Source organism: Streptomyces neyagawaensis, from assembly GCF_023516595.1.
Classification (GTDB): domain Bacteria; phylum Actinomycetota; class Actinomycetes; order Streptomycetales; family Streptomycetaceae; genus Streptomyces; species Streptomyces neyagawaensis.
This window is the reverse complement of the sequence record NZ_JAMGBG010000029.1, coordinates 173,020-197,275: the sequence shown is the minus strand read 5'-3', so window position 1 is coordinate 197,275 and position 24,256 is coordinate 173,020. Positions and strand designations below refer to the sequence as shown.

Here is a 24,256-nt window from a genome sequence, read left to right as displayed (position 1 = left end):
GGATATGTCTCCCCGTCCCCGCCCCCGTCCGTTCAGCTTTGGCGGCAGGCCTCTACTTCTCGGTGACGCCCGCCGAGTCGAAGGTCGCCACCTCGTGCATCGCCCTCGCCGCGCTCTGGACGACCGGCAGGGCGAGCAGGGCGCCGGTGCCCTCGCCGAGGCGGAGGTCGAGGTCGACCAGGGGACGGAGGCCGAGCTTCTTCAGGGCCGCCACATGGCCGGGTTCGGCGCTGCGGTGGCCCGCGATGCACGCCGCGAGGACCTCGGGGGCGATGGCACGGGCGACCAGGGCGGCGGCGCCGGCGCTGACGCCGTCGAGGATCACCGGGGTGCGCAGTGAGGCGCCGCCGAGGAGGAGACCGACGATCGCCGCGTGTTCGAAACCCCCGATCGCGGCCAGGACACCGATCGGGTCGGCAGGGTCCGGCTGGTGCAACTCGATGGCCCGGCGGACGACCTCGGTCTTGCGGGCGAGCGTCTCGTCGTTGATGCCGGTGCCCCTGCCGGTGACCTCGGCGGGGTCGGCGCCGGTGAAGACGGAGATGAGCGCGGCGGACGCCGTGGTGTTGGCGATGCCCATCTCACCTGTGAGCAGAGCCTTGTTCCCGGCGGCGACCAGATCGCGGGCCGTCTCGATGCCGACCTCGATGGCCTTCTTGGCCTCCTCGCGGGTCATCGCGGGGCCGGTGGTCATGTCGGACGTACCGGCGCGCACCTTGCGCGGCAGCAGACCCGGGGTCGCGGGCAGGTCGCTCGCCACGCCCACGTCGACGACGCACACCTCGGCGCCCACCTGGTTGGCGAAGGCGTTGCAGACCGCTCCCCCGCCGAGGAAGTTGGCGACCATCTGGCCCGTGACCTCCTGCGGCCAGGGGGTGACGCCCTGGGCGTGGACGCCGTGGTCCCCGGCGAAGATCGCGACGGCCGCGGGCTCCGGGATCGGCGGCGGGCACTGGCGGGACAGGCCCGACAGCTGCGCGGAGATGATCTCCAGCATGCCGAGCGCACCGGCCGGCTTGGTCATGCGCTTCTGCCGCTCCCACGCCTCACCGAGCGCCTTGGCGTCCAGCGGGCGGATCCCGGCGACGGTCTCGGCGAGCAGGTCGTGCGGCTCGGCACCGGGCAGTGCGCGACGGCCGTACGTCTCCTCGTGGACGACCCAGGACAGCGGGCGGCGCTTGGCCCAGCCCGCCTGCATCAGCTCGGGCTCCGCCGGGAACTCGTCGACGTACCCGACGCACAGGTACGCCACGACCTCCAGGTGCTCGGGCAGGCCGAGGGCGCGGACCATCTCGCGCTCGTCGAAGAAGCTGACCCAGCCGACGCCGAGGCCCTCGGCGCGGGCCGCGAGCCACAGGTTCTCGACGGCGAGGGCCGAGGAGTACGGGGCCATCTGCGGCTGGGTGTGGCGGCCCAGGGTGTGCCGGCCGCCGCGCGTCGGGTCGGCGGTGACCACGATGTTCACCGGGGTGTCGAGGATGGCCTCGATCTTCAGTTCCTTGAACTGCTTCGCCCGGCCCTTCGGCAGCGACTTGGCGTACGCCTCACGCTGGCGCTGGGCCAGTTCGTGCATGGTCCGGCGGGTCTCGGCGGAGCGGATGACGACGAAGTCCCAGGGCTGGGAGTGGCCCACGGAGGGTGCTGTGTGGGCGGCCTCCAGGACGCGGAGCAGGACGTCGTGCGGGATGGGGTCGCTGCGGAAGCCGTTGCGGATGTCGCGGCGCTCGCGCATGACCTTGAGGACGGCCTCGCGCTCGGCGTCGTCGTAGGGCGGCGCGGCCGGGCCGGCGGGCTGACCTGCCTCCGTCTCTTCGGACGCCTCGTCCACCTCGGCCACGCTCTCGTCGGCTGCTTCCACTGCCTCGGCCTCCTCGCCGTCCTCCTGGTCGGCGGCCCTGGTGTCCAGGTCCTCCGCGTTCTGGACGACGTCGGGATGCGCCTCGGCCGCGGCGGCGACCGGCTGCGGTACGACGATCGTCTCGGCCTCGGAGTCGCGGGGAGCGGGGACCGTGGCGACGGGTTCCGCCTGCGGCTCCTGCTCCGGTGCCTCGTCAGCGGTCCCGCCGGGCGCCGCCGCGGTGGCGGGCGCCGACCGGTCGTCGGCGGGCAGCGGCGGTACGACCATGCCCTGGGGCGGGGTCGGGGCCAGGTGCGGGGTGGTCGGCACCGAGCCGTCCACCGGCACGAACTCACCCATCGGCTGCTCGGTACCGGGCTCCTGGGCCGCGTCGGCGGCGCGCGGAGCGTCGGCCGGGGTCCCCGCCGAGGGTTGGAGGACGGCGCCCTGGGGCGCGTCGAGCGGGGAGACCGTCACCGCCACGGGGGCGTCGGCCGCCACAGCGTCGACGTCGACCGGCTCGGCGGGCTGCGCGGGGGCCTCGGCGGCCGTGGCGACGGCCGGCTCGGCGGGCTGCGTGACGGCAGACTCGTCGGCGGGCGACTCCTCGGCGGTGGGCTCCCCGGCGGTGACGGGCTCGGCGGGAACGGCCTCGCCGGGCTGGTCGGACTGCTGCGCTTCCACGGTTACGTCTGCGGCCTCCGCCTCGCTCTCCGAGGGAGCGGCGGCGGTCTCGGGGCTCTGCTCGGCGGCGTCCGCAGCGGGGGCGACCGGCTCGGTGGCCTGGGGGCCCTGTACAGGGGGCTGCGGGTGCTCGGGCTCGGCCTGCCCGGGCTCCGAGGTCAGCGCCTCCTCGACGACGGCCTGCTCGGCGGCGGCCTCTTCCCCGACAGCCGCCGGCGGCTCGGCCTGTGCGGGCTCCGCCGCCGAGGGCTCGGCCGGCTGGGGCTCGGCGGGGGCGGCTGCGGCCTCGGCCGCGACCGGCTCGGCGGCGTCGGCCGGCTGCGGCTCCTCGGTTTCCGCTGCCGGGGCCTCGGCCGCCTGCGGCTCCTGCCCCTCCTGCGGTTCCGCCGGCTGCTGGACGTCCTGGACGTTCGGCGTGTCGGGCAGCGGCTGCGCGTCGGCGGCGAGCGGGGGCTCACCGGCGGCCTGCTCGCCCGACCCGTCGGCCGCGGGCTGCTCGTCCTCGGCGGCGGGGGCCGGCTGCTCGTCGGCGAGGGCGGCCGCCTCGTCGACCGGAGCAGCGGGCGCGGCCTGGGCCTCGGTGGCAGCAGGCGTCGTCTCGGGGGCGGGGGTCTCGGCGACCTGCTCGGCGGCGTCGCCCGGTGCAGCCTCCGGTGCCGTGGTCCCGGCCTCGGCCTGTGGCGGGGCGGGGACGTCGACCGGCTGGGCGGCGTCCTCGTTCTGCTGCGGGACCGGGGAGACATCCTGTGCGTCGGCGGGCACCTGGGCCTGGATCGGCTCCGGGCCCTCCGCGGCGGGCGGGAACGGCGTGGCCTCCGGGACCTGGGCCTCACGGGCGACAAGGGCGTCGAGGGCGGACTCGGTGGGAGTCCCGACGGCGGGCGACTCAGCAGCGGCCGGAGCGGCAGCGGCGACCTCCTCCGACCCCTGCACGTCCGATGCCGACTCCGCGGGCACGGGGCTCTGCGCGGCGTCGACGGCGGGCTCCGCCACAGGCTGGGCGTCGGCCACGGGCTCCGTCACCACAGGGGCGTCGGCGGCGGGCCCACCCGTCTCCGCCTCGGCGGCAGGCACCTCCTCCACGACGGACTGGGCCTCGGCGACCGCCTGGACCTCGGCGGCCTCGGCGACGGGCCGGCCCTCAACGGCCTCCCCGACCGGCTGGGCCTCCGCACCCTCCGGCACTGCAACCGCCTCGACCGGCTGGGCCTCGGCGGCCTCGGGGGCGGCCGGCACCTCGGCCGGCTGCGGGGCCGTGGCCTGGGCGACCGCCTCCGCGACCTGCACCTGACCGGTGGCGAACTGGGCGACCGCGGCTTCCTGGGCCTGGGCGTAGGCGGCGTCCTGGGCGTCATGGAGGGCTTCGGCGTCCTGTTCCGCCTCCGTGACCTGGGAGGACTCCGTGGCCTGCGGCGTCTCGGCGGCGACCGCGCCGGGCTGCGCCTCCTGCGGAACGACCGTTTCTGCAGCCTGCCCCTGGGCGACGGGCGCGGGCTGCGTCGTCACGGCCCCGGACACAGGGGTGCCCCACGGGGTCACGCCTTGCGGGGGCACGTCGAGGTACTCGGGCCCGGTGGTGGGCGGACCGGAGTGGCGTGCGGCGGCGGGCGGAACGGGGGCTCCTGCGGGGCCGCGGTCGGCGAGCGAGCGGACCGGGCTGGCGGAGGCGTCCGGGGTGGGCGGGCCGAGGTGCAGCGGTCGGCGGGCCACCGGCGGCTGCGGCACCGCGGTGGCGACGGGCTGGCGTACGGCTCCGAGGTCGATGGAGCCGCTGTCCCGGCCGGACGTCTCGTGCGGGCCGGGCTCGTGGACGACCTGGACGACGGGTTCGGGGGCGGGTGGGGGCACTTCGTTGCCCCATGCGCCCTGGGCACCCGGCAGCAGCAGCTCGTCGTCCTCGACGGGGGTCTCGGAGAGGTAGGTGTACGCACCCGGCGCGGCGACGCCCGGCTGTTCCACCATGCCTGCGCTCTCCGGCTGCCCCTCGCCCGGGACCTGGCCGGTGTCGGTCATGCGTACCCCTCGCCCATCGGTTAGTGCCTCTATGCCAGCTGGCCCGGAACGGCGCACCGACCGTTCCACATGTGGAGAACGAGCGTGCGTGCCCAGCGGCACGTGACGACCCGCCTGCATGTCGACAAAGCCATTCGGTGAAACCGTTCAACGGCCATTGTCGCGGTCGTCCCGCCGTCGCGACAGCTTGATCGGCGACGGTCCGCTGTGGACTGCGCCACGTTGCGCGCCCTCCGGTTGCGCCGTACCACACACGCCCTCAAAACGGGCGCGCTTTCCGGACATTGACCGACGAACTGTCGGGTGCCGGAGTGCAGTACGACAGTCGGCCAGCCTACCGCGCCGGTACGACAACCGGATCACTGGGAACGATCGGGCAAAGTCCCGCTGAGCAGGAACGCGACGCTCCGCTCCCGCTCCGTCCAGGCCCGCGTGTCGAGTTCGACGGACTGAACGAACTCGCACCGAACGTCGTACCCGTGCTCGGTCAGGTCGCGTCCGACGCGCTCGGCGGCGGGGCGGGTGAGGGCGTGGGTGACGATGCACCTGGGGCGCCGGTCGGCGACGGCGGAGACCACCGCCGCTCCCCCGCCGCCGACGCGTACGACGTCGGGTTCGGGGAGGTTCTCCAGGATGTGCGGGGCGATGCCGTGGACCACCTGGAGCTGTACGCCGAAGCGGCGGGCGGCGAGGGTCGTCCGGCCGCAGGCCCCGGGGTCGCGGTCGACGGCGATGACACCGGCGCCGCAGCGGGCCGCCTCGGTGGCGAAGGCCCCGCTGCCGGAGCCGATGTCCCACACGAGGTCGCCCACGCGCGGTCCGAGACGGGCCAGTTGGGCCGAGCGCAGCAGTTCGCCCTCCCCCTCGCCCAGGGCGCCGCCGTAGTAGTCGGCGGGCAGGGACCAGCCGCGGGGTCCGGCGCCGGGATCGCGGCCGGCGATCCAGCCTCCGTCCTCGGTGGCGCCCGCCGGGCCGATGACGATGACGAGGTTGGGGTCGCGCCAGGTGTGGTCGGCGGCCTTGTCGGAGGTGACGACGGTGACGCGTTCGCGTGCGGTGCCGAGTTCCTCGCAGATCACGAAGGTGCGGTGAACCCCTTCGAGGAGCAGGCCGAGTTCGGCGGGGCCGGCGCCGGGTGAGGTGAGGACGGCGACCTTGGTGTGGGCGCGGCACACGTTCACGGCGCGCCGGAGCGTGCGGCGGTGCGCGACGACCACCTGCGCGTCGTCCCAGGGCATGCCGGCGCGGGCGAAGGCGGCGGCCACGGAGGAGACACCGGGGACGACCTCGACCTCCAGGCCGAACTCGGGGGCCCGGAGTGTGCGGACGACGCCGAAGAAGCCGGGATCACCGTCGGCGAGGACCACGGCGGTGCCGCGGTGGCCGGCTATACGGCGGGCGGCGAGGGCGACGCTGCCGAGCCGGATGCGTTCGGCGGCCGGGGGCACTTCGGGCAGGGCCAGATGGTGGGCGGCGCCGGCGACGAGGGTCGCGGCGGCGAGGGCGGAGCGCGCCGCGGCGGTCAGGGGGGAGCCGTCCCAGCCGATCACCGTGACCCGGTCGGCCATCGTCGTCAGTCTCCAGAGGGTTTTCGCAGCTCGTCAGGGAAGCCCGCACGGGGTCCCGTGAGCGTACCTGGTGACGGATCGGGGCCCGTCGGCCGGGCGGCGGCCGTGTGCGCCCGTGGGTCGTTCAGTTCCAGTCCGAGTAGGCGCCGAAACCGCCGCTGTCGGCCAGTTCCTCGCTGACGCCCTCGATGTCCTCCGGGAGGAGGCTCCACACGATGTAGTCGGTGCGGACCTCGGTCCAGCCGTCCTCGGGGGTGCGGGCGCGCGCTATGCAGGCGTTGCGCAGGACTCCCTCGCTGATACAGCCGATCTTCTGCGCGACCTGCTGGGAGGCGGTGTTGTCGGCGGCGGTGCGCAGCTCGATCCGTTCGAACTTCTGCTCGCGGAAGAGCCATTGGGCGGTGGCGAGGGCTGCCTCGGAGGCGTAGCCCTCACCGCGTGCCCAGGGGGCGACGACGTACGAGAGTTCGGTGGACCGGACGTGCCAGTTCGTGCTGGTCAGCTGGATGACGCCGACGAGGCGCTGGGTGAGGAACTCGGTGACGGCGAGGTCGAGGCCGCGGCCGGAGGTGCGTTCGGCGGGCGCGTACTCGGTGATCCAGGTGCGGGCGCCGGCCTCGGTGAAGGGCTGCTGGACGTCGGTCCAGGCCATCACCTGCTCGTCGTTCATCATCTCGGTGAGCGCCTGGACGTCGTCCTCGTCGAACGGGCGCAGGACCAACCGCTCCGTGCTGATGGAGATGTCGGGGAAGGTGTTCGTCATGCGCCGCTCCGTAACCTTCGAAAACCTTGGGGGGCTGCTGAACTGCCCAGCATGCAGCATGAAAGCACTGAATCGCACCGCGGGGCCCACTCCCTGTGAGGGAGCGGACCCCATGCGTGGCGATACGCCGTATACGTGCCGCCGATTCGACGGAACGGTTCGAACGGAGGACGGGACGGCTCAGAAGGACGGGATGACCGAGCCGTTGCTCCACTTCTCCTCGATGAACTTCTTCACCTCGGGTGAGGTCAGGAGCTTCGCGAGCTTCTTCACGCGCGGGTCGTCCTCGTTGCCCTCCTTCACGGCGAGGAAGTTGCCGTTCGGGTTGTCCTTGGCGGGCTCCACGGCGAGGGCGTCGTCGGCGGGCGACAGGTCGGCCTCGATGGCGTAGTTGCCGTTGATGACGGCCGCGTCGACGTCCTCCAGGGAGCGCGGGGTCTGGGCCGCCTCCAACTCCTTGAACTTCAGCTTCTTCGGGTTCTCGGCGATGTCGGCGGGGGTCGCCGCGTTGTCGGCGCCGTCCTTGAGCGTGATGATCCCGGCGGCGTCGAGGAGCTTGAGGGCCCGCGCCTCGTTGACCGTGTCGTTCGGGACGGCGACGGTGGCGCCGGTCTTCAGGTCGTCCTTGCTCTTGACCTTGTCGGAGTAGAGGCCGAGCGGCTCCAGGTGCACGGTGACGACGGGCACGATGTGGGTGCCCTGCTTCTTGTTGAAGTCGTCGAGGTAGGGCTGGTTCTGGAAGTAGTTGGCGTCCACGGAGCCGTCCTCGGTGGCCGTGTTCGGCAGGACGTAGTCGGTGAACTCCTTGACCTCCAGGTCCAGCCCGGCCTTCTTCGCCAGGTTGTCCTTGACGAAGGTGAGGATCTCGGCGTGCGGGGTGGGGCTGGCGGCGACGACCAGCGGTCCGCTGGTGTCGGACGCGGTGTCGGCCGCGCCGGAGCCGCAGGCGGTGAGCCCGAAGGTGAGGGCTCCGGCGGCGAGGACGGCGGTGGTGAGCTTTGCGGTGTTACGCACGAAAAGTGCCTTTCCTTTTGGGTGGAGCTGTCCCGTCGTGGGTGGGACGGGAAGTCTGCGGGTGCCGGGAGAGGTACGCGGAGGTCAGACCTTGGTGACCTCGGGGGCGGCGGCCTCGGCCCTCAGCAGCCGGAGCCTCGGGGCGGCTCCCGAGCGGCCGCCGCGGCGGTGGAGGGCGCGGGCCGCGTAGTCGCCGGCGAACTGGATGACGGAGATGACGACCGCCAGGACCGCCACGGTGATCCACATGAGGTCGGTCTCGAAACGCTGGTAGCCGTATCGGATGGCGATGTCGCCGAGGCCGCCCGCGCCGACGGTGCCGGCCATCGCGGAGTAGCCGATGAGGGCGACGACGGTGGTGGTCGCGGAGGAGATCAGCGAGGGCAGGGCTTCCGGGACGAGGACCTTGCGGACCACGGTCCAGGTGTTGCCGCCCATGGCCTGCACGGCCTCGACGAGCCCGTGGTCCACTTCGCGGACGGCCGTCTCGACGAGGCGCGCGAAGAACGGGATGGCGCCGATGGCGAGCGGCACGATCGCGGCCTCACGGCCGATGGTCGAGCCGGTGATCCAGCGGGTGAAGCCCATCAGCGCGACCATGAGGATGATGAAGGGCATCGAGCGGGCGATGTTCACGATCTGCCCGACGACCTTGTTGGCGAGGACGTTCTGCAGGAGTCCGCCGCGCTCGGTGAGGACGAGCAGCAGGCCGAGCGGGAGTCCGCCGGCGACCGCGATCAGCGTGGACCAGCCGACCATGTAGAGGGTGTCCCAACACGCCTGCTCCAGCAGGGGACGCATCTCGGTCCAGTTCACTTGGCACCTTCCTTCGCGAGTACGGACTCCTGGCCGGCGCGGCCGAGCACGTCGATCTGGAGGCCCTGTTCGCGCAGGAACCCGATGGGGACGACGTTGTCCTCGTAGCGGCCGGGCAGTTCGATGCGCATCCGGCCGATCTGGAGGCCGCCGACGGTGTCGATGGCGGCGCCGAGGATCGAGATGTCGATGTTGTAGGTGCGGGACAGCTGGGAGATGACCGGCTGGGTGGCCGCCTCGCCCTGGAAGGTGACGTCGAGGACGGTGCGGTCGTCGCCGGACGCCTCGCCGGTGACCGGGAAGAGCGCGGCGGCCAGCTCGGAGCCGGGGGTGGCGAGGAGTTCGCTGACGGTGCCTGACTCGACCACGCGACCCTTCTCCATGAGGGCGGCCGAGTCGCAGATCGACTTGACGACGTCCATCTCGTGCGTGATGAGCAGGACGGTCAGGCCCAGCTGCCGGTTGAGGTCGCGCAGCAGCGTCAGGATCGAGCGGGTCGTCTCCGGGTCGAGGGCGCTGGTGGCCTCGTCGGAGAGGAGCACCTTCGGGTCGCCGGCCAGGGCGCGGGCGATGCCGACGCGCTGCTTCTGGCCGCCGGAGAGCTGGGCCGGGTAGACCTTGGCCTTGTCGGCGAGGCCGACGAGGTCGAGCAGTTCCAGGGCCTTGCGGGAGCGCTCCTTGCCGGAGGTGCCGAGGATCTCCAGCGGCAGTTCGACGTTGTCCTGGACGGTGCGCGTGGACAGCAGGTTGAAGTGCTGGAAGACCATGCCGATGCGGCTGCGCGCCCGGCGCAGCTCCCGGCCGGCGCGGGGGCCGCGGCCGGCGAGGGCGGTGAGGTCCTGGCCGTCGACCGTGACGGTGCCGGAGGTGGGGCGTTCGAGGAGGTTGACGCAGCGGATCAGCGAGGACTTGCCGGCGCCGGACTGGCCGATGACGCCGTACACCTCGCCCTCGCGTACGTGCAGGTCGACTCCGTCGAGGGCGGTGACCTCGCGGCCACGGCCGCGGTAGACCTTGGTGAGGCCCGATGTGGTGATCACTGGGTTTCCATCACTGTCGAGTACGCGGGCGTGGATGTGCCCGGGTACGGGAGACAAAGGTGTGCGCGGGGCATCAAGGTCGCGTACGGCGTGCGGCGTACGGACGTGCCACAGGTGCTCGCTTCGGGGCGCGAGGCTCAGGGGGTGGTGCGGGGGCCCTCTAGAAGGCGCACATTCGACACATACAACGAGCACCGGGCGTCATGGTCGCCTCGGTCGCACAGATGCGGCAGCTCGTCGTGGTCATGAGGTCAGTAAAGCAGACGTATACCGGGGGCAGGAGACGGCTGTCCGCATTACGGACAGCTCGAGTCGACGGACCAGCAGGTCAAGCCTGCCCTGTCCACTCTTTGGGCACCGGTGACTGTGGTGAAGGCCACGGCGTCCGGTGGGGGCGCGTTATCGTGCGGGGCCGGGCGCGGCGGGTGTTTTTCGCCGTAATAGGGTCGCGGCATGCTTGTTGCCCTGACGGTGGCGACCGCCGTCGCCGCGCTTGTGCTCGCCGCGTGGTGCGGCTGGGCCGCGTACCGGGACCAGCCGACCAAGGACTGGCACTTCATCGGGATGGCCGTGGTGACGGTGCTGACCCTGGTGCAGCTGGTGGTCGGGATCGTGCTGCTGGCGCGCGGTGAGAAGCCCGAGCAGGGCACCACGATCTTCGTCTCCTATCTGCTCGGCTCCTTCGCCTGCGTCCCGGTGGCGGGGTTCATGTCGCTGGCGGAGCGCACCCGTTGGGGCAGCGTGACCGTCGCCGCCGGCGGTGTGGTGCTCGCGGTGCTGCAGGTACGGCTCTACGACATCTGGGGAGGCTGAGGTGACGGCCACGGACGACAAGCCGCGCGGCACGAGCGACGAGCAGCGCGGCACCGACGACGAGCCGCGGCAGAACGACGAGCCGCCGGCGGAGAAGAAGCGGACCCGCCTCATCGGCGGGCCCGGCATGCTGCTCGTCTGGCTGTACGGCGTGATGGTCGTCGGCGCGGTGTCGCGGTCCGTCGTGCAGATCTCCACCGAGTTCGAGCACGCGCCGCTCGCCTACTCGCTGTCCGCGGTCGCGGGTGTCGTGTACGGGTTCATCACGTACTCGCTGGTGCGGGGCGGGGAGTTCGCCCGGAAGGCGGCGCGGGTGTGCTGCGCGGTCGAGCTGGCGGGCGTGCTGATCGTGGGGACGTGGACACTGGTCGAGCCGTCGGCGTTCCCCGACAAGACGGTGTGGTCGGACTACGGGATCGGCTATCTGTTCATCCCGGTGATCCTGCCGATCACCGCCATGTACTGGCTGCGCAAGAGCGCGCGGCAGGAAGCCGCCGCCTGACCTGCGTCAGGCGGCTCCAGCCGGGCGCCGGCGTCCGTCAGGCCGTGGCCACGTACGCCTGGGCCGGCTTCTCCAGGATCACCATCGGCACGCCGTCGCGTCCCTGGCTGGTGCCGACCGCCTCGTAGCCCACCCTGCGGTACAGCCGGAGGTTGCCCTCGCTGCGGTGACCGGCGCTGAGGCGGAACTTGGTGGCGCCGCGCTCCTCCACGAGGGCCGACTCGGCCGCTCGGAGCAGGCGGGCGCCGATGCCGTGGCCCTGGAGGCGGGGGTGGACGCAGAGTTTGCCGATGGCGGCGGCACCGTCCTCGTCGAGGGCTCCGCGTACGGAGCCGACCACCTCGTCACCGAGGCGGGCCACGAACACGCAGTCCGAGGCGACCTCCGCGCGGACCGAGTCGAGGCTCTGGACGAGCGGATCGATGCGGTAGTTGCCGTACAGCGCCGCCTCGCTCTGGAAGCACAGGTACTGCAGCCTGAAGATCTGCTCGGCGTCCTGCTCGGTCGCCACCGAGATGGTCACGCTCATGCCCATGTGTGCACGCCTCCCGCTCACCTGCTCACCTGTTGTCCCCCACTCCTATCCCCGCGGTTCGCGCGCCGCAATCTCCGTCGTCAGCATTCGCCGAAGACATCCCAGGCATCGGGAACGTTCCGGTCCGAGGCTGCCCTGTGAGATACCCAACTCGCCCGCGATCTCGCGATAGGTGAGGTCCCGTGGTGACAGCAGCGCCGCGAGCAGCCGGGGGCAGCGGCCGGGGAGCCGGCGGACGGCGGCGTACAGGGCCCGGCGGCGGGCCGCGGTGAGCGCCTGCTGTTCCGGACCGGGGGCGTGGTCGTCCGCGGGCTCCGCCGCGTAGGGCTGTTCGGCTCGGGCCGTCCGGCGGCTGAGCCGGGCCTCGAAGCGGACGGCGCTGCGCAGCCAGCTCTCGGGGTCGGTGGGCGGGCCGTCGGCGTCGAGCCGTTCCAGCAGACGCAGCCAGACCGCCTGTTCCAGGTCCCCCGCCTCGGCGCCGGCGGCGTGCGCCTCGGCCGACGCCTCCGCGACGAGCAGGGGGCGGAGGGTGGTGAGCATGTCGGGTGTCATATGCGCCGGGACGCCGCCGCCCCGGCGGAGGGTTGCCGGGGCGGCCGGGTGTCACCCCAATCGGGGCATGCGCCGCCTCCGTTGACGCGGAGCGCGTCAGGAGCGGGAGGGGGCGCGGGGGCGCGGGTCAGTCGCCCACGAAGTCCGCGTGCGCCAGCAGGCCCGTGTCCGTGTTGTCGGTGAAGATGCCGTCGATGCCGGTGTCGAAGTACACCTTGAACGCGCCGAAGGCGTCGCCGTAGGCGTTGGGGTCGGTCCCCTTGCGGAAGTCGGCGGGCAGGAAGCTGTTCTCGTTGCGCATGGTGTAGGGGTGCAGGATCAGGCCCTTGGCGTGCGCGTCCGGGACAAGGGTGGTCGGCGTGGTGAGCCGGCCGCCGGAGTCGCGCGGGATGATCAGGTCGAGGGTGGGGCCGATGCCGTTGGCGTAGGAGGCGATCCAGGCCAGGCCCTCCGGCTTGACCAGGTCGGCGACGGTGCGCGGGTCACCGGCCTCGACGAAGTCCCAGGGGCGGGTGGCCGCGCCGGACAGCAGGACGACGAGGGGGCTGTCGACCAGGCGGTTGAGGCGCTGGATGCTGCTCGGCTCGAACGACTGGAGGAAGACCGGCGAGTTCTTCCGGTGGCGGTCGTACTTGCGCAGCAGCTTGGCGAGCGGCTCCTCCAGGCCGAGGCCCAGCTTGCGGAAGTAGGTGGGGTGCTTGGTCTCGACGTGCAGCCAGATCCGTCGGCCGCGCTTCCTGCCCTCCTTCTCGGCCCAGCGCAGGACCTCCTCGAAGGTGGGGATCTCCCAGCGGCCGTCGTAGAGGGTGTTCTCCTGCCGGGTGCCGGGGATGCGCTCCTTGGCGCGCAGGGTCTTCAGCTCCGCGAGGGTGAAGTCCTCGGTGAACCAGCCGGTGTAGGAGACGCCGTCGACGACCTTCGTGGTCTTCCGGTCGGCGAACTCGGTGTGGGACGCCACGTCGGTGGTGCCGGTGATGTCGTTCTCGTGGCGGCACACCAGGTGGCCGTCCTTGGTGGGAACGAGATCCTGTTCGATGACGTGCGCGCCCATGTCGAGGGCGAGCTGGTACGAGCCGAGTGTGTGCTCCGGGCGGTAGCCGCTGGCCCCCCGGTGCGCGATGATCGTCGGCACCGGCAGGCTCCGGTAGCCGCCGTGCGACGACGCGCCGGGCGCCTTCGCCTCCTCGGCCCCCGCCGTGCCCGGCAGCCCGAGGACGGCTCCGCCCGCGCCGAGCACCGCGGCCCCGAGCAGCGCCCGCCTGCCCGTACCGCGCCCCTGTCCGCTCGGGTCCTGCGACTGACGCGACTGTTGCGTCCCCATGTCGGCTCCTCCCACCGCTGTGCCCTGCACCTGTCAAACCGGGTTGATCGTAGGTGCCACGAGGTGACCGTCGGGAGACCTGGGACCGAACACACGGGTGACGCCTCGTGTCGTACGAGTGGCGGAATTTGACGGAGTGTCGGAGGCGGGGCGCGATGTCCGTCACACGCTCCGGGGCGGTGACCAGCGGCCATCCGGGCGATACCGCAGGTAAAGGTATGTCAACAGTGCGTATCCACTCGGTGAACCCGGTGTGCGGGAGCCCCCGACGCGGGAGTATCGTCCTCACCTGCACAGACTTGTTCCGGAACGCTTGACATGGGAGGGCCCGTTGTCCCGCTTCGTGCTCATCAAGGCAGTGCTCGGACCGATCATGCGCCTGATGTTCCGCCCCCGGGTGGAGGGTGCGGAGCACATTCCGGGGGACGGCCCGGTGATCCTCGCCGGCAACCATCTGACCTTCATCGACTCGATGATCCTGCCGCTGGTCTGCGACCGGCAGGTCTGCTTCATCGGCAAGGACGAGTACGTCACCGGCAAGGGCCTCAAGGGGCGGCTGATGGCGTGGTTCTTCACCGGCGTCGGCATGATCCCCGTCGACCGCGACGGCGGGCGCGGGGGTGTCGCCGCCCTGATGACCGGACGGCGCATCCTCGACGAGGGCAAGGTGTTCGGCATCTACCCCGAGGGCACGAGGTCGCCCGACGGGCGCCTGTACCGGGGGCGTACAGGTATCGCCCGACTGACCCTAATGACCGGCGCGCCGGTGGTGCCGTTCGCGATGATCGGCACGGACAAGATCCAGCCGGGGGGCGCGGGCCTGCCCCGGCCGCACCGGGTGACCGTGCGGTTCGGTGAGGCGATGGAGTTCTCCCGCTACGAGGGCATGGACCGGGACCGGTACGTGCTGCGGGCGGTGACCGACTCGGTGATGACCGAGGTCATGCGGCTGTCCGGGCAGGAGTACGTGGACATGTACGCCTCGAAGGCCAAGGAAGCGGCGTAAGAGCTCCGAACAAAAGGGGAGTCCGATCAGCTCGCGGCGTCTGGTGCGTGCGATCGCAAGGCGCCGGAAGCTCCTCGATGGGGGTCCCCCCGCTCGAGCGGAGCCGAGAGTGGGGGAGGAGCTACTAGGAGCTTTCGGCAACGCGGCGAGCGTGCGTACCAGACGCCGCGAGCCGGGCTCCCCTTTTGTTCGGAGCTCTAAAGGACCCGACCCGGCGCCCGGTCGGGCGATAGGGTCCCGGTGTGCGTTGATCTTCCGGGCGGCAGCCGTGTGCTGCCGCAGACGGTGCGGGCGGCTCCCTGACGGGGGCCGCCCTCGGGCATACCCGTCGTCACACCACCGGAGATCCGCACCATGACCGCGCAGCAGCCGCTCACCTATGACGCGTTCGTCCGGCTGGCCACCGCCGATCCGGCGGTCGTCGGCCTCGTCCTCAAGGGCTCCCGGGCCCATGACGGCATGACCACCGAGCACTCCGACCACGACCTGTACGTGGTCCTCGCCGACGGGGCGACAACCGATCTGACCCGGTTCTCGGGCCGTCGCACCCCCGAACTGGACCTCGTCGTCCTCTCCCTCGCAGCGTTCCGGGCCGTCGGCATGCCCGGTTTCGAGCGCTACGCCCTGGCCCGCGCCCGGATCGTGCTCGACCGCCTCGACGGAGGCATCGCCCGGATCCTCGCCGACAAGGCGCGGCTGGACGCCGACGAGGCGTTCCGGGCCGCCGGCGAGTGGCTCGACGCCTACGCCAACTCCCTCTACCGCTCCGTCAAGAACCACCGGGACGGCCAGGCACTCGCCGCGCGGCTCGACGCCGCCGACAGCGTGCGGTACCTGCTCGAACTGCTTTTCGCTCTCGACCGCCGTCCCCGCCCGTACAACAAGTACCTGGAGTGGGAACTCGTCCGGCACCCGCTGCCGGGCTGGGACACGGCCGCGTTGCTCGACGCCGTGGGCCGTATCGCGGCGACCGGCGCCGCGGCCCCGCAACGGCGGCTCTTCGCCCGTGTCGAGGCGGCGGCACGAGAAGCGGGGCTCGGCGACGTACTGGACGCGTGGGGCGAGGATCTCCATCTGATGCGGCCGTGAGGGGAACGCGGGCTCGCCGGGGGCGTGAGCCCGAGGTCGGCTCTCGCCGCGCATGAGCCGGGGCGTGCGTGCGTGGCGCGCGCGATCACGTGAGCCGGGGCGTCGCCGGGCCGCTGCTCATGCGCGGCGACGCCCCGGCTGTCCCGGCCGTCGTGCCTGTCCCGGCCGTCCCGGCGGGATCTACGCCTTGCTGTCCAGTCGCTGCCCGCGCAGCATGAACCAGGCCGCGGCCGCCGTCGCCAGCAGGACCGCCGCTCCGACGCCGGACGCGAGGGTGAGGCCGTCGACGAAGGACTCCCGGGCGGATGCCAGCAGGGCCTGAGCGCTGTCCGACGGGAGACCGGCGGCCACCTCCACCGCTCCGCCCAGCGACTCGTGCGCCCCGGCCGGGGTGTCCGCGGGTGCCGCGAAGCCCCGGTAGACGCCGGTCACGATCGAGCCGAGCAGGGCGATGCCGAGGGCCGCGCCGAGTTCGTACGCGGTCTCGGAGACCGCTGAGGCCGCCCCGGCCTGTTCCTTGGGGACCGAGGAGAGGATGACGTCGGCGGTCACCGTGAAGGAGAAGCCCGCGCCGACGCCGACGACCAACAGGGCGGCACCCAGCAGCGGATAGCCGGTCGACTCGTCGATCATCGTCAGGACGCCCAGGGCCAGCCCGATCGCGGCCAGACCACCGGCGACGACGGACCGTACCGAGAAGCGTCGGGCGGCGCGACCGGCGACGAGACCGGCCACGACCGCGCCCACGGCGGCGGGGAGTTCCGCGAGGCCCGCTTCGAAGGGCCGCCTGCCCTGGACGAGTTGCAGGTACTGGGAGAGGAAGAAGACGAGTCCGGACAGGCCAAACACGGTCAGCAGGTCGGCGAGGACGGCGCCCGAGAACCCGCGGTCGCGGAACAGCCGCATGTCCAGCAGCGGCTGCGGCAGGGCCAGTTGCCTGCGCACGAAGAAGAACAGGGTGGCGACGCCGAACAGGCCCGCGGCGAGCGCGTTGCCGTCGACGCCGTGGCTGGCGATCTCCTTCACGGCGTACACCACACCGATCATGCCGACGAGGGACAGACCGACGCTGAGCAGGTCCCACGGGCCGGGGTTCGGGTGGCGGGACTCGGGGAGCAGCTTGCTGCCGACGACGACCAGCACGATCATCACGGGCAGGTTGATCAGGAAGACCGAACCCCACCAGAAGTGCTCCAGCAGGAAACCGCCGACGACCGGGCCGACCGCCGTGCCGGCGGATGCGGTGGCGCCCCAGATGCCGATGGCGAGACTGCGCTCCCGCGGGTCGTGGAAGAGGTTGCGGATCAGGGCGAGGGTGGCGGGCATCAGGGTGGCGCCCGCGACACCGAGCAGCGCCCGCGCGACGATCATCATCTCGGGGGTCGTCGCGTAGGCGTTCAGCACGGATATCGCGCCGAACGCGGTGGCGCCGATCAGCAGCAGCTTCTTGCGGCCGATGCGGTCGCCGAGGCTGCCGGCCGAGACCAGCAGGCCCGCGATGACGAACGAGTAGACGTCGCCGATCCAGAGCAGCTGGGTGCCGGAGGGGTTGAGGTCCTCGCTGATGTAGGGGGTCGCGAGGCCGAGGACGGTCGCGTCGACGGCCACCAGCAGCACGGCGAGCACGAGGACGCCGAGCGCGAGCCAACGGCCCGGCCGCTTCACCGCCTCGGTCGTGGACGCCGGCTGCAGGGTGCTGGTCATGATTCCTCTCTCCGTACCGCGCCGCCGAGCAGCAGCTCGGCGATCATGTGGGTGAAGTCCTTGCCGGCGACCCGGCCCTCCGAGACCGCCCAGGCGCCGGAGGCCAGCAGGCCGTACAGCGCCTCCGTGAGCCATGCCGGGGTGAGGTCGATGCGGAACTCGCCGGCCGCTTGGCCGCGTCTGAACAGGGCCGCGATGCGGTCGTCGATCCTGGCCCAGCCCTCGTTCTGGCCCTCCCCCTCGAACAGCTGGTTCTCGGTGTAGAGGAAGGCGAGCAGGCCCGCGGCCGGTTCGATCTCGCGGACGAGGCGTCGTACGGCGTCGCGCGCCGGGTCCTCGTCCAGGCGGGCCCTGTCCAGCGCGGCCTCGCACTCGGCGATGCCGAGCGCCTCCAGTGCCAGGACGAGGGCGTCCCGGCCCGCGAAGTGGCGGTGCAGCGTCGCGCGACTGATCCCGGCGGCCTTGGCGACCTCGTCCATGGTCGCGGTGGATTTGCGGGTCAGCAGGGCCGCGGCACTGCGCAGCACATGGTCACGATCGACAGCCATGAGACAACCATAGACCATGTGAGACATCTTTGTCTCAACACGGGCATACGTGTCTCACGTCTCAGGTGTGCGTGCGTGGAGGTCGGCGCGCCGCCCGACCGGCGTACTGCCCCGTCTGCGCCGACGCACCGCTCGGCCCGTGCCGCTCAGTGCCAGGGCAGGCTGCCGCGCTTCTCCCAGTAGGCGCGGGGCTCCTCGGCGAGTGTCGCGAGCCGGGTCAGCTGGTCCTCGTCGAGGTCCACCACCGCCGCGTGCAGGTTGGAGGCGAGCTGGTGGACGGTCGCCGCGCCGGACAGCACGACGCCCGCCCACGGTTGACGGAGGATCCACGCGAGGGCGACCGCGTCGCAGCCGAGAGAGGTCTCGGCGGCCACGGTTCGCAGCGCGTCCGGCGCGTGCGGCTCGGCGAGCCTGCCGTTGGCCATGCCCTCCTTGACGATCACGGTGAGCCCGGCGTCGTGCGCCTCGGCGAGGGCCGGGGCTGCGGAGGTCTCCAGCGCGTTGTACGTCGACTGGACGGTACGGAAGAGGGGCTCGCCGTCGACCGTCACGGTGAGGGCGGCCCGGATGGCGTCGGCCTGCGCCGGGCCGCTCGTGGAGAAGCCGATCGTGACGCCCCGGGCGGCCGCTTCCGCCAGCTTGGCGTGGAGTTCCTTGTCGGTGAGGGCCGGGCTGTCCGGGGTGACCGAATGGATCTGGTAGAGGTCGAGCCGGTCGCCGAGCAGCTCGGCGGTCTCGGCGCGCTGCCGCTCGTACGTGGCGACGCCGTGGTCCTTGATCTCGTGGTGCTCGGCGTCGGTGGTCCAGTCGGCGGTGTACGTGTAGCCCCACTTGCTGCCCACGACGATGTCGTCGATGTCGGGGCGGGCCTTCAACCAGTCGGCGAGGAACTCCTCGGACCGGCCGTAGGAGCGGGCCGCGTCGACGTAGCGGACGCCCTGCGCGTAGGCGGCGTCGAGGAGTTCATGGGTGCGGGTGCGCAGCGCGTCGACGCCTCGGTCGGGCCCGAGGTCCTCGTCCCGGCCGAGGTTGATGTAGCCGGGGCGGCCGACGGCGGCGAGGCCGAGTCCGATGTGGCAAGTGGGGGTGGTCGCTGAGGCCAGTCGCGCGAAGGGCATCACGGGCTCCGTTCGGTCGGCTCCTTACGGCTTCCGACCAACGTAACCCGCGATGACCTTGGTTGTGCGGTGCGGGGGTGACCCGCGTCGGCGTCAGCCCTGCTTCGCCGTCGCCCAGGCGTGCTGGACGGCCAGGTTCTCCTTGACCTCCGCCAGCTGGGTGGCGACCGCGGAGGGGGCCGTGCCACCGCGGCCGTTGCGCGAGGCGAGGGCGCCGGGGACGTTGAGGACCGTGCGGACCTCGGGGGTGAGGTGGGCGGAGATCTTGGCGAACTGTTCGTCCGTCAGCTCGTCGAGCTCCTTGTTCTCGGACTCGGCGACCTTGACGCACTCGCCGGCGACCTCGTGCGCGACCCGGAACGGCACGCCCTGCTTGACCAGCCACTCGGCGATGTCGGTGGCGAGGGAGAAGCCGGCGGGGGCCAGTTCCTCCATGCGCTCGCGGTGGACGGTGAGGGTGGCCATCATCCCGGTGAAGGCGGGCAGGAGGACCTCCAGCTGGTCGATGGAGTCGAAGACCGGCTCCTTGTCCTCCTGGAGGTCGCGGTTGTAAGCGAGCGGGAGGGCCTTCAGGGTCGCCATGAGACCGGTCAGATTGCCGATGAGGCGGCCGGACTTGCCCCGGGCCAGCTCGGCGATGTCCGGGTTCTTCTTCTGCGGCATGATCGACGAGCCGGTGGAGAACGCGTCGTGGAGCGTGACGAAGGAGAACTCCTTCGTGTTCCAGATGATGACCTCCTCGGCGATCCGGGAGAGGTTCACCCCGATCATCGCGGTGATGAAGGCGAACTCGGCGACGAAGTCACGGGAGGCCGTGCCGTCGATGGAGTTGCCGGAGCTGCCGTGCTCGAAGCCGAGGTCCTTGGCGACCGCCTCCGGGTCGAGACCGAGGGAGGAGCCGGCGAGGGCACCGGAGCCGTACGGGGAGACCGCCGTGCGCTCGTCCCACTGACGCAGCCGCTCCGCGTCGCGCGACAGCGACTGCACGTGCGCGAGGACGTGGTGGGCGAACAGCACCGGCTGGGCGTGCTGGAGGTGGGTGCGGCCGGGCATCGCCACGTCCGGGTGGGCCTCGGCCAGTCCGACCAGCGCGTCCTGGAGTTCGGCGATCAGGCCGCCGATGACCCGGGCGTGGTCGCGCAGGTACATACGGAAGAGGGTGGCGACCTGGTCGTTGCGGGAGCGGCCGGCGCGCAACTTGCCGCCGAGGTCGGGACCGAGGCGCTCCAGCAGACCCCGCTCCAGGGCGGTGTGCACGTCCTCGTCGGCGATGGTGCCGGTGAAGGAGCCGTCGGCGACGTCCGCCTCGAGCCGGTCGAGGCCGGCCAGCATGTCGGTCAGCTCGCCGTCCGTGAGCAGGCCCGCCTTGTGCAGCACGCGCGCGTGGGCGCGGGAGCCCGCGATGTCGTAGGGCGCCAGCCGCCAGTCGAAGTGGACGGACGCGGACAGCTTCGCCAGGGCCTCGGCGGGACCGTCGGCGAAACGGCCGCCCCAGAGCCGAACGTCACCGCTGTTGCTGCTCACTTGCGCTGCTCCTAGAGAGGTGTGGATCTTCCACGGGCGTCCGCCGCGACCGTCGGCGGCCGACGCTTGCCATGCATGATTATGCAGAACTCTGCATGAATCGTCAACGTGAGAGAAGTTCAAGAGAAAAGCAAGAAGCCTTGAACACTCGAAACCGCTTACCCGTACCTCTCCCCGAACGCAGGCGCCGCGTTAGATCACACCGACCACACCTGACCCGAGTGAGGCATCCGCATGTCCAGGGCTCTTCCGAAGTACAACAAGCGTCGCGTAGGGATCATCGGCGGCGCCGCCGCGGTCGTGCTCTCCGGAGCGGTCATCGCGGGTTCGGCTCTCGCCGGTGAGGGTGCCAACAACGACGGGCAGGACGGCGCCGCGTCCCCCGGCACCATTGCGTGCCCGGCGGTCGAGGGCAGCCTTCCGGCGGTCCCCGCGTCCGCCAAGGCCGAGGTCGACCGCAACCTCGCCCTGCTGCAGACCCAGATCCAGGAGGCCAACAAGCGCCTCGTCGACACGGTCGGCCAGGGTGGCCCCAACTTCGTCCAGAACGCCATCCTCGGCCCGCTGGAGGACAAGCGCATCGCGACGCGGAACCGCATCGAGACCGCCATCGGCCGCGCCGCCGCCAAGCCCGAGGGCCTGGAGAAGCTCGCCCCCTGCCAGCTCAACCAGGGCGGCGCCGCAGGCGCAGGTGACCAGGCGGGCGCGGGCGAGGAAGCCGGAGCCGGCGCCGAGGCCGGTGCGGGCGAGGACGCGGGTGCCCCGGGCACCATCTCCTGCCCGGCCGTCGAGGGCAGCCTCCCCGCGATCCCCGCCTCCGCCAAGGCCGAGGTCGACCGCAACCTCGCCCTCCTCGACACCCAGATCCAGGAAGCCAACAAGCGCCTCGTCGACACGGTCGGCCAGGGCGGCGCCAACTTCGTCCAGAACGCCATCCTCGGCCCGCTGGAGGACAAGCGCATCGCGACGCTGAACCGCATCGAGACCGCCATCGGCCGCGCCGCCGCCAAGCCCGAGGGCCTGGAGAAGCTCGCCCCCTGCCAGCTCAACCAGGGCGGCGCCGCAGGCGCAGGTGACCAGGCGGGCGCGGGCGAGGAAGCCGAGGCCGGAGCTGGCGCCGAGGCCGGTGCGGGCGAGGAAGCGGGCGACGCCGGCAACGCCGGTGCCGAGAACAACGCGGGCGCCGCGGGCACCATCTCCTGCCCGGCCGTCGAGGGCAGCCTCCCCGCGATCCCGGCGTCCGCGCAGGCCGAGGTCACGCGCAACCTGGAGCTGCTCGACACCCAGATCCAGGAGGCCAACAAGCGCCTCGTCGACACGGTCGGCCAGGGTGGCCCCAACTTCGTCCAGAACGCGATCCTCGGCCCGCTGGAGGACAAGCGCGTCGCCGCGCTGAACCGCATCGAGACCGCCATCGGCCGCGCCGCCGCCAAGCCCGAGGGCCTGGAGAAGCTCGCCCCCTGCCAGCTCAACAAGTGAGCCGTGCCGCGAACTCACCGGGTGGGCACCGTTCGGGTCGGCCGCTCATGACGACCCGCTCGCCCGGCGAGTGACGGCTCCGATTCCGGGTGGATCCCAGCAATGGTGATCCACCCGGAATTCGTATTTCCTCAGCCAGGCGAACGATGTACGCCGAGAATCATGAGTCATGGGAAAGACCTACGAGCGCATAGACGGCCGCCTGCGCACCTTCATGGAGGCCCAGCCCCTCTTCTTCACCGCGACCGCCCCGCTGTCCGCCGACGGCACGGTCAACCTCTCCCCCAAGGGCCTGCGGGGCTCGTTCGCCGTCCTCGACGAACAGACCGTGGCCTACCTGGACTTCGCGGGGTCCAACGCGGAGACCATCGCGCATCTGCGGGAGAACGGCCGGATCACCCTCATGTGGTGCGCCTTCCAGGGCCCGCCCACCATCGTGCGCGTCCATGGCAAGGGCGAGGCCGTCTTCCGTGACGACCCGCGCTTCCCGGAGCTCCTGGCGCGTTTCCCGGACATCGACCCCGGCCTGCACGGTCTGCGCGCCGTCGTCGTCGTGCGGGCCGAACTCGTCCGCGACAGCTGCGGCTACGCGGTGCCCTTCATGGCGTACGAGGAGGACCGGGATCTGCACGGGCGCCGCTTCGCGCGCGAGGACGACGACTCGCTCACCGCGTACTTCCGCTCCAAGGAGCACGTCGAGACCAGCCTGGACGGGCTGCCCGGGCTGCCGTTGCCGCTGCCGCCCTCGACCGGCTGAAACGGAACATCCCGTTCGCCGAGCGGTTTCCCCACCACGTTGAACACACGGCACTCCCTGCACGTACGTGTGGGCCAAGGGTCCAGCCCACCACGGAGGAACCGTGTCCACGATCGCCGGAGGTCGCGCCGCGCGCCGCCAGACGATGCGCCGCATCCGACCTCGCCGCTCCCCCGCCGTCCCGTTGCTGATCGCCTTCTGGGCGGGCGCGGCGGCGGTCGTGTGGCTGTGGTGGGACAACACGCCCTCCATCGCGGACCAGGGCAGCCAGATGGTCAACGCCGGCCGGATCACGGGCCTGCTCGGCGGATACCTGATGGCGCTCGTGGTCCTCCAGATGGCGCGGGTGCCCGCACTGGAACGCCGGGTCGGCTCCGACCGGGTCGCCCGCTGGCACGCGATGACCGGCCGCTACACGCTCTGCCTGGTCGTCGCGCACGTCGTCCTCACGATGTACGGGTACGCCCTCCAGGCCGGTCTGACCCACACCGCGATCCTCCAGCAGACCATCGACTCCATCAACCAGCTGCCGGACATGGGCAAGGCCGCCATCGGCACCGGTCTGCTGGTGTTCATCGGGCTGATCTCGATCGGCCCGGTCCGCAAGCGGATCCCGTACGACCTCTGGTACCACACCCACCTGCTGACGTACGCGGCGACGTTCCTGACGTTCTGGCACCAGATCACCACCGGCAACGAGTTCGCCGCCACCCCCGAGGCGAAGACGGGCTGGTACGCGCTGTACGGGTCGGTGACCGCGCTGGTCGTCTGGTACCGGATCCTCACCCCGATCCGGCTGAACATGCGGCACCGGCTGCGCGTCGAGGCCGTCATCGAGGAGTCGCCCGGCATCGTGTCGGTGCTGATGAGCGGGCGCAAGCTGCACCGGATGGGCGCGGAGGCCGGACAGTTCTTCCGCTGGCGGTTCCTGGCCCCCGGTATGCGGTTCAGCTCGCACCCGTACTCGCTGTCGGCGGCGCCGCGCCCCAACATGCTGCGCATCACCGTCAAGGCGATCGGCGACCACAGCTCCGCCCTGCGCGACCTGGAGCCCGGCACCCGGGTATGGGCCGAGGGCCCGTACGGGGCGCTCACGGCCGCCAAGCGCAGCCGGGGCAAGGTGCTGCTGGTGGCCGGCGGCGTGGGTATCACACCGATGCGGGCCCTGTTCGAGACGCTGCCCGGCGCTGCCGGTGATCTGACCCTGCTCTACCGGGCCAACAGCACCCAGGACCTGGCGCTGTGGGACGAGCTCGCGCAGATCGCGGAGGAGCGCGGGGCACGGCTGATGTACGCGGTGAACAGCCCGGACGGTGAGCGCCCCGACATCTCGGCGGACTCCCTGCGCCGGAAGATCCCGGACATCGAGCGCCACGACGTCTTCCTGTGCGGTCCACCCGGGTTCGCCCAGGGCGTGTACGAGGCACTGCGCGGGGCGGGCGTCCCCACCCGCCGCATCCACCACGAGTCGTTCGAGATGTGAGCGACGGGCCCGCAAGCCGTCGCGCACGCACCACGGGGCCGTCCCCCACCGACCCCTGCCCATGGGACCGCCCACAGGGCTTCCCCCTAC

19 protein-coding genes and 1 pseudogene are annotated in these 24,256 nt (G+C 71.9%); 7 read left to right on the top strand and 13 right to left on the bottom strand.

What is annotated here, in order from left to right; all coding sequences use genetic code 11:
- Positions 1-52 precede the first annotated feature (52 nt).
- The 6 genes from cobT to M8J73_RS15760 form a co-directional block, all read right to left on the bottom strand.
- Positions 53-4,534, bottom strand: a complete 4,482-nt coding sequence (cobT, locus tag M8J73_RS15785; protein WP_249828739.1) for a nicotinate-nucleotide--dimethylbenzimidazole phosphoribosyltransferase — start codon at positions 4,532-4,534, stop codon at positions 53-55.
- 359 nt (positions 4,535-4,893) lie between these two features.
- Complete coding sequence (cbiE, locus tag M8J73_RS15780) at positions 4,894-6,102, bottom strand: precorrin-6y C5,15-methyltransferase (decarboxylating) subunit CbiE (protein WP_249828738.1); 1,209 nt, start codon at positions 6,100-6,102, stop codon at positions 4,894-4,896.
- Positions 6,103-6,226: 124 nt separating this feature from the next.
- The gene (locus M8J73_RS15775; RefSeq protein ID WP_055540214.1) at positions 6,227-6,865 is read right to left on the bottom strand and encodes a GNAT family N-acetyltransferase; all 639 of its coding nucleotides are present in this window, start codon (positions 6,863-6,865) and stop codon (positions 6,227-6,229) included.
- Positions 6,866-7,045: 180 nt separating this feature from the next.
- Entirely contained in the window at positions 7,046-7,879 is an 834-nt protein-coding gene (locus M8J73_RS15770; RefSeq protein ID WP_055540213.1) for a MetQ/NlpA family ABC transporter substrate-binding protein, read from the bottom strand.
- 84 nt (positions 7,880-7,963) lie between these two features.
- On the bottom strand, positions 7,964-8,695 hold the full coding sequence (locus tag M8J73_RS15765; RefSeq protein ID WP_055540212.1) for a methionine ABC transporter permease: 732 nt from the start codon (positions 8,693-8,695) through the stop codon (positions 7,964-7,966).
- Positions 8,692-9,735, bottom strand: a complete 1,044-nt coding sequence (locus M8J73_RS15760) for a methionine ABC transporter ATP-binding protein (protein WP_055540211.1) — start codon at positions 9,733-9,735, stop codon at positions 8,692-8,694. The genes M8J73_RS15765 and M8J73_RS15760 overlap by 4 nt, the downstream gene beginning before the upstream one ends.
- Positions 9,736-10,188: 453 nt before the next feature.
- On the opposite strand from M8J73_RS15760, the gene M8J73_RS15755 reads away from it, so the two are divergent.
- Together M8J73_RS15755 and M8J73_RS15750 are read left to right on the top strand one after the other, a co-directional pair.
- Positions 10,189-10,548: a hypothetical protein gene (locus tag M8J73_RS15755; protein ID WP_055540210.1), complete on the top strand. Its 360-nt coding sequence runs from the start codon at positions 10,189-10,191 to the stop codon at positions 10,546-10,548.
- A 127-nt stretch (positions 10,549-10,675) separates the two neighbouring features.
- Positions 10,676-11,050: a hypothetical protein gene (locus tag M8J73_RS15750; RefSeq protein WP_206187920.1), complete on the top strand. Its 375-nt coding sequence runs from the start codon at positions 10,676-10,678 to the stop codon at positions 11,048-11,050.
- Between the two features lie 37 nt (positions 11,051-11,087).
- Here the strand turns inward: M8J73_RS15750 and M8J73_RS15745 are convergent, their stop codons facing one another.
- The 3 genes from M8J73_RS15745 to M8J73_RS15735 all read right to left on the bottom strand — a co-directional run bounded on the left by M8J73_RS15745 (position 11,088) and on the right by M8J73_RS15735 (position 13,458).
- Positions 11,088-11,585 carry a GNAT family N-acetyltransferase gene (locus M8J73_RS15745; RefSeq protein ID WP_055540209.1) on the bottom strand — a complete coding sequence of 166 codons (498 nt, stop codon included), beginning with the start codon at positions 11,583-11,585 and terminating at the stop codon, positions 11,088-11,090.
- A gap of 45 nt (positions 11,586-11,630) precedes the next feature.
- Positions 11,631-12,137, bottom strand: a complete 507-nt coding sequence (locus M8J73_RS15740) for an RNA polymerase sigma factor (protein ID WP_055540208.1) — start codon at positions 12,135-12,137, stop codon at positions 11,631-11,633.
- 127 nt (positions 12,138-12,264) lie between these two features.
- The gene (locus M8J73_RS15735) at positions 12,265-13,458 is read right to left on the bottom strand and encodes a glycerophosphodiester phosphodiesterase (RefSeq protein ID WP_107424027.1); all 1,194 of its coding nucleotides are present in this window, start codon (positions 13,456-13,458) and stop codon (positions 12,265-12,267) included.
- Between the two features lie 331 nt (positions 13,459-13,789).
- Between M8J73_RS15735 and M8J73_RS15730 the strand changes: the two genes are divergently transcribed.
- The gene (locus M8J73_RS15730; RefSeq protein WP_055518690.1) at positions 13,790-14,464 is read left to right on the top strand and encodes a lysophospholipid acyltransferase family protein; all 675 of its coding nucleotides are present in this window, start codon (positions 13,790-13,792) and stop codon (positions 14,462-14,464) included.
- Between the two features lie 354 nt (positions 14,465-14,818).
- Positions 14,819-15,553 (top strand): hypothetical protein, encoded by a 735-nt coding sequence (locus M8J73_RS15725; RefSeq protein ID WP_055540206.1) that lies wholly within the window; start codon positions 14,819-14,821, stop codon positions 15,551-15,553.
- A 180-nt stretch (positions 15,554-15,733) separates the two neighbouring features.
- On the opposite strand, the gene M8J73_RS15720 is transcribed toward M8J73_RS15725, so the two are convergent.
- The 4 genes from M8J73_RS15720 to argH all read right to left on the bottom strand — a co-directional run bounded on the left by M8J73_RS15720 (position 15,734) and on the right by argH (position 20,447).
- Entirely contained in the window at positions 15,734-17,257 is a 1,524-nt protein-coding gene (locus M8J73_RS15720; RefSeq protein ID WP_055540205.1) for an MFS transporter, read from the bottom strand.
- Positions 17,254-17,805 carry a TetR/AcrR family transcriptional regulator gene (locus M8J73_RS15715; RefSeq protein WP_055540204.1) on the bottom strand — a complete coding sequence of 184 codons (552 nt, stop codon included), beginning with the start codon at positions 17,803-17,805 and terminating at the stop codon, positions 17,254-17,256. The genes M8J73_RS15720 and M8J73_RS15715 overlap by 4 nt, the downstream gene beginning before the upstream one ends.
- A gap of 146 nt (positions 17,806-17,951) precedes the next feature.
- A complete protein-coding gene (locus M8J73_RS15710) occupies positions 17,952-18,923 on the bottom strand; it encodes an aldo/keto reductase (RefSeq protein WP_055540203.1) in 972 nt (323 codons plus the stop codon).
- A 93-nt stretch (positions 18,924-19,016) separates the two neighbouring features.
- Positions 19,017-20,447, bottom strand: coding sequence for an argininosuccinate lyase (gene argH, locus M8J73_RS15705; protein ID WP_055540202.1), 1,431 nt, complete (start codon positions 20,445-20,447; stop codon positions 19,017-19,019).
- Positions 20,448-20,681: 234 nt separating this feature from the next.
- Between argH and M8J73_RS15700 the strand changes: the two are divergent.
- The 3 genes and pseudogenes from M8J73_RS15700 to M8J73_RS15690 form a co-directional block, all read left to right on the top strand.
- Positions 20,682-21,500: pseudogene (locus M8J73_RS15700) on the top strand (hypothetical protein); the annotation flags it as partial.
- 595 nt (positions 21,501-22,095) lie between these two features.
- A complete protein-coding gene (locus M8J73_RS15695; protein ID WP_055540201.1) occupies positions 22,096-22,683 on the top strand; it encodes a pyridoxamine 5'-phosphate oxidase family protein in 588 nt (195 codons plus the stop codon).
- 145 nt (positions 22,684-22,828) lie between these two features.
- Positions 22,829-24,166 carry a ferredoxin reductase family protein gene (locus M8J73_RS15690; protein WP_055540216.1) on the top strand — a complete coding sequence of 446 codons (1,338 nt, stop codon included), beginning with the start codon at positions 22,829-22,831 and terminating at the stop codon, positions 24,164-24,166.
- Positions 24,167-24,256 lie beyond the last annotated feature (90 nt).

Bases quoted from the DNA above. Each gene is read 5' to 3' on its own strand.
- M8J73_RS15775 (WP_055540214.1), bottom strand. From the start codon at position 6,865: ATGACGAACACCTTCCCCGACATCTCCATCAGCACGGAGCGGTTGGTC.
- M8J73_RS15715 (WP_055540204.1), bottom strand. From the start codon at position 17,805: ATGGCTGTCGATCGTGACCATGTGCTGCGCAGTGCCGCGGCCCTGCTG.
- M8J73_RS15720 (WP_055540205.1), bottom strand. From the start codon at position 17,257: ATGACCAGCACCCTGCAGCCGGCGTCCACGACCGAGGCGGTGAAGCGG.
- cobT (WP_249828739.1), bottom strand. From the start codon at position 4,534: ATGACCGACACCGGCCAGGTCCCGGGCGAGGGGCAGCCGGAGAGCGCA.
- M8J73_RS15725 (WP_055540206.1), top strand. From the start codon at position 14,819: ATGACCGCGCAGCAGCCGCTCACCTATGACGCGTTCGTCCGGCTGGCC.
- M8J73_RS15740 (WP_055540208.1), bottom strand. From the start codon at position 12,137: ATGACACCCGACATGCTCACCACCCTCCGCCCCCTGCTCGTCGCGGAG.
- M8J73_RS15735 (WP_107424027.1), bottom strand. From the start codon at position 13,458: ATGGGGACGCAACAGTCGCGTCAGTCGCAGGACCCGAGCGGACAGGGG.
- M8J73_RS15745 (WP_055540209.1), bottom strand. From the start codon at position 11,585: ATGGGCATGAGCGTGACCATCTCGGTGGCGACCGAGCAGGACGCCGAG.
- M8J73_RS15750 (WP_206187920.1), top strand. From the start codon at position 10,676: ATGCTGCTCGTCTGGCTGTACGGCGTGATGGTCGTCGGCGCGGTGTCG.
- M8J73_RS15755 (WP_055540210.1), top strand. From the start codon at position 10,189: ATGCTTGTTGCCCTGACGGTGGCGACCGCCGTCGCCGCGCTTGTGCTC.
- cbiE (WP_249828738.1), bottom strand. From the start codon at position 6,102: ATGGCCGACCGGGTCACGGTGATCGGCTGGGACGGCTCCCCCCTGACC.
- M8J73_RS15695 (WP_055540201.1), top strand. From the start codon at position 22,096: ATGGGAAAGACCTACGAGCGCATAGACGGCCGCCTGCGCACCTTCATG.
- M8J73_RS15690 (WP_055540216.1), top strand. From the start codon at position 22,829: ATGCGCCGCATCCGACCTCGCCGCTCCCCCGCCGTCCCGTTGCTGATC.
- M8J73_RS15710 (WP_055540203.1), bottom strand. From the start codon at position 18,923: ATGCCCTTCGCGCGACTGGCCTCAGCGACCACCCCCACTTGCCACATC.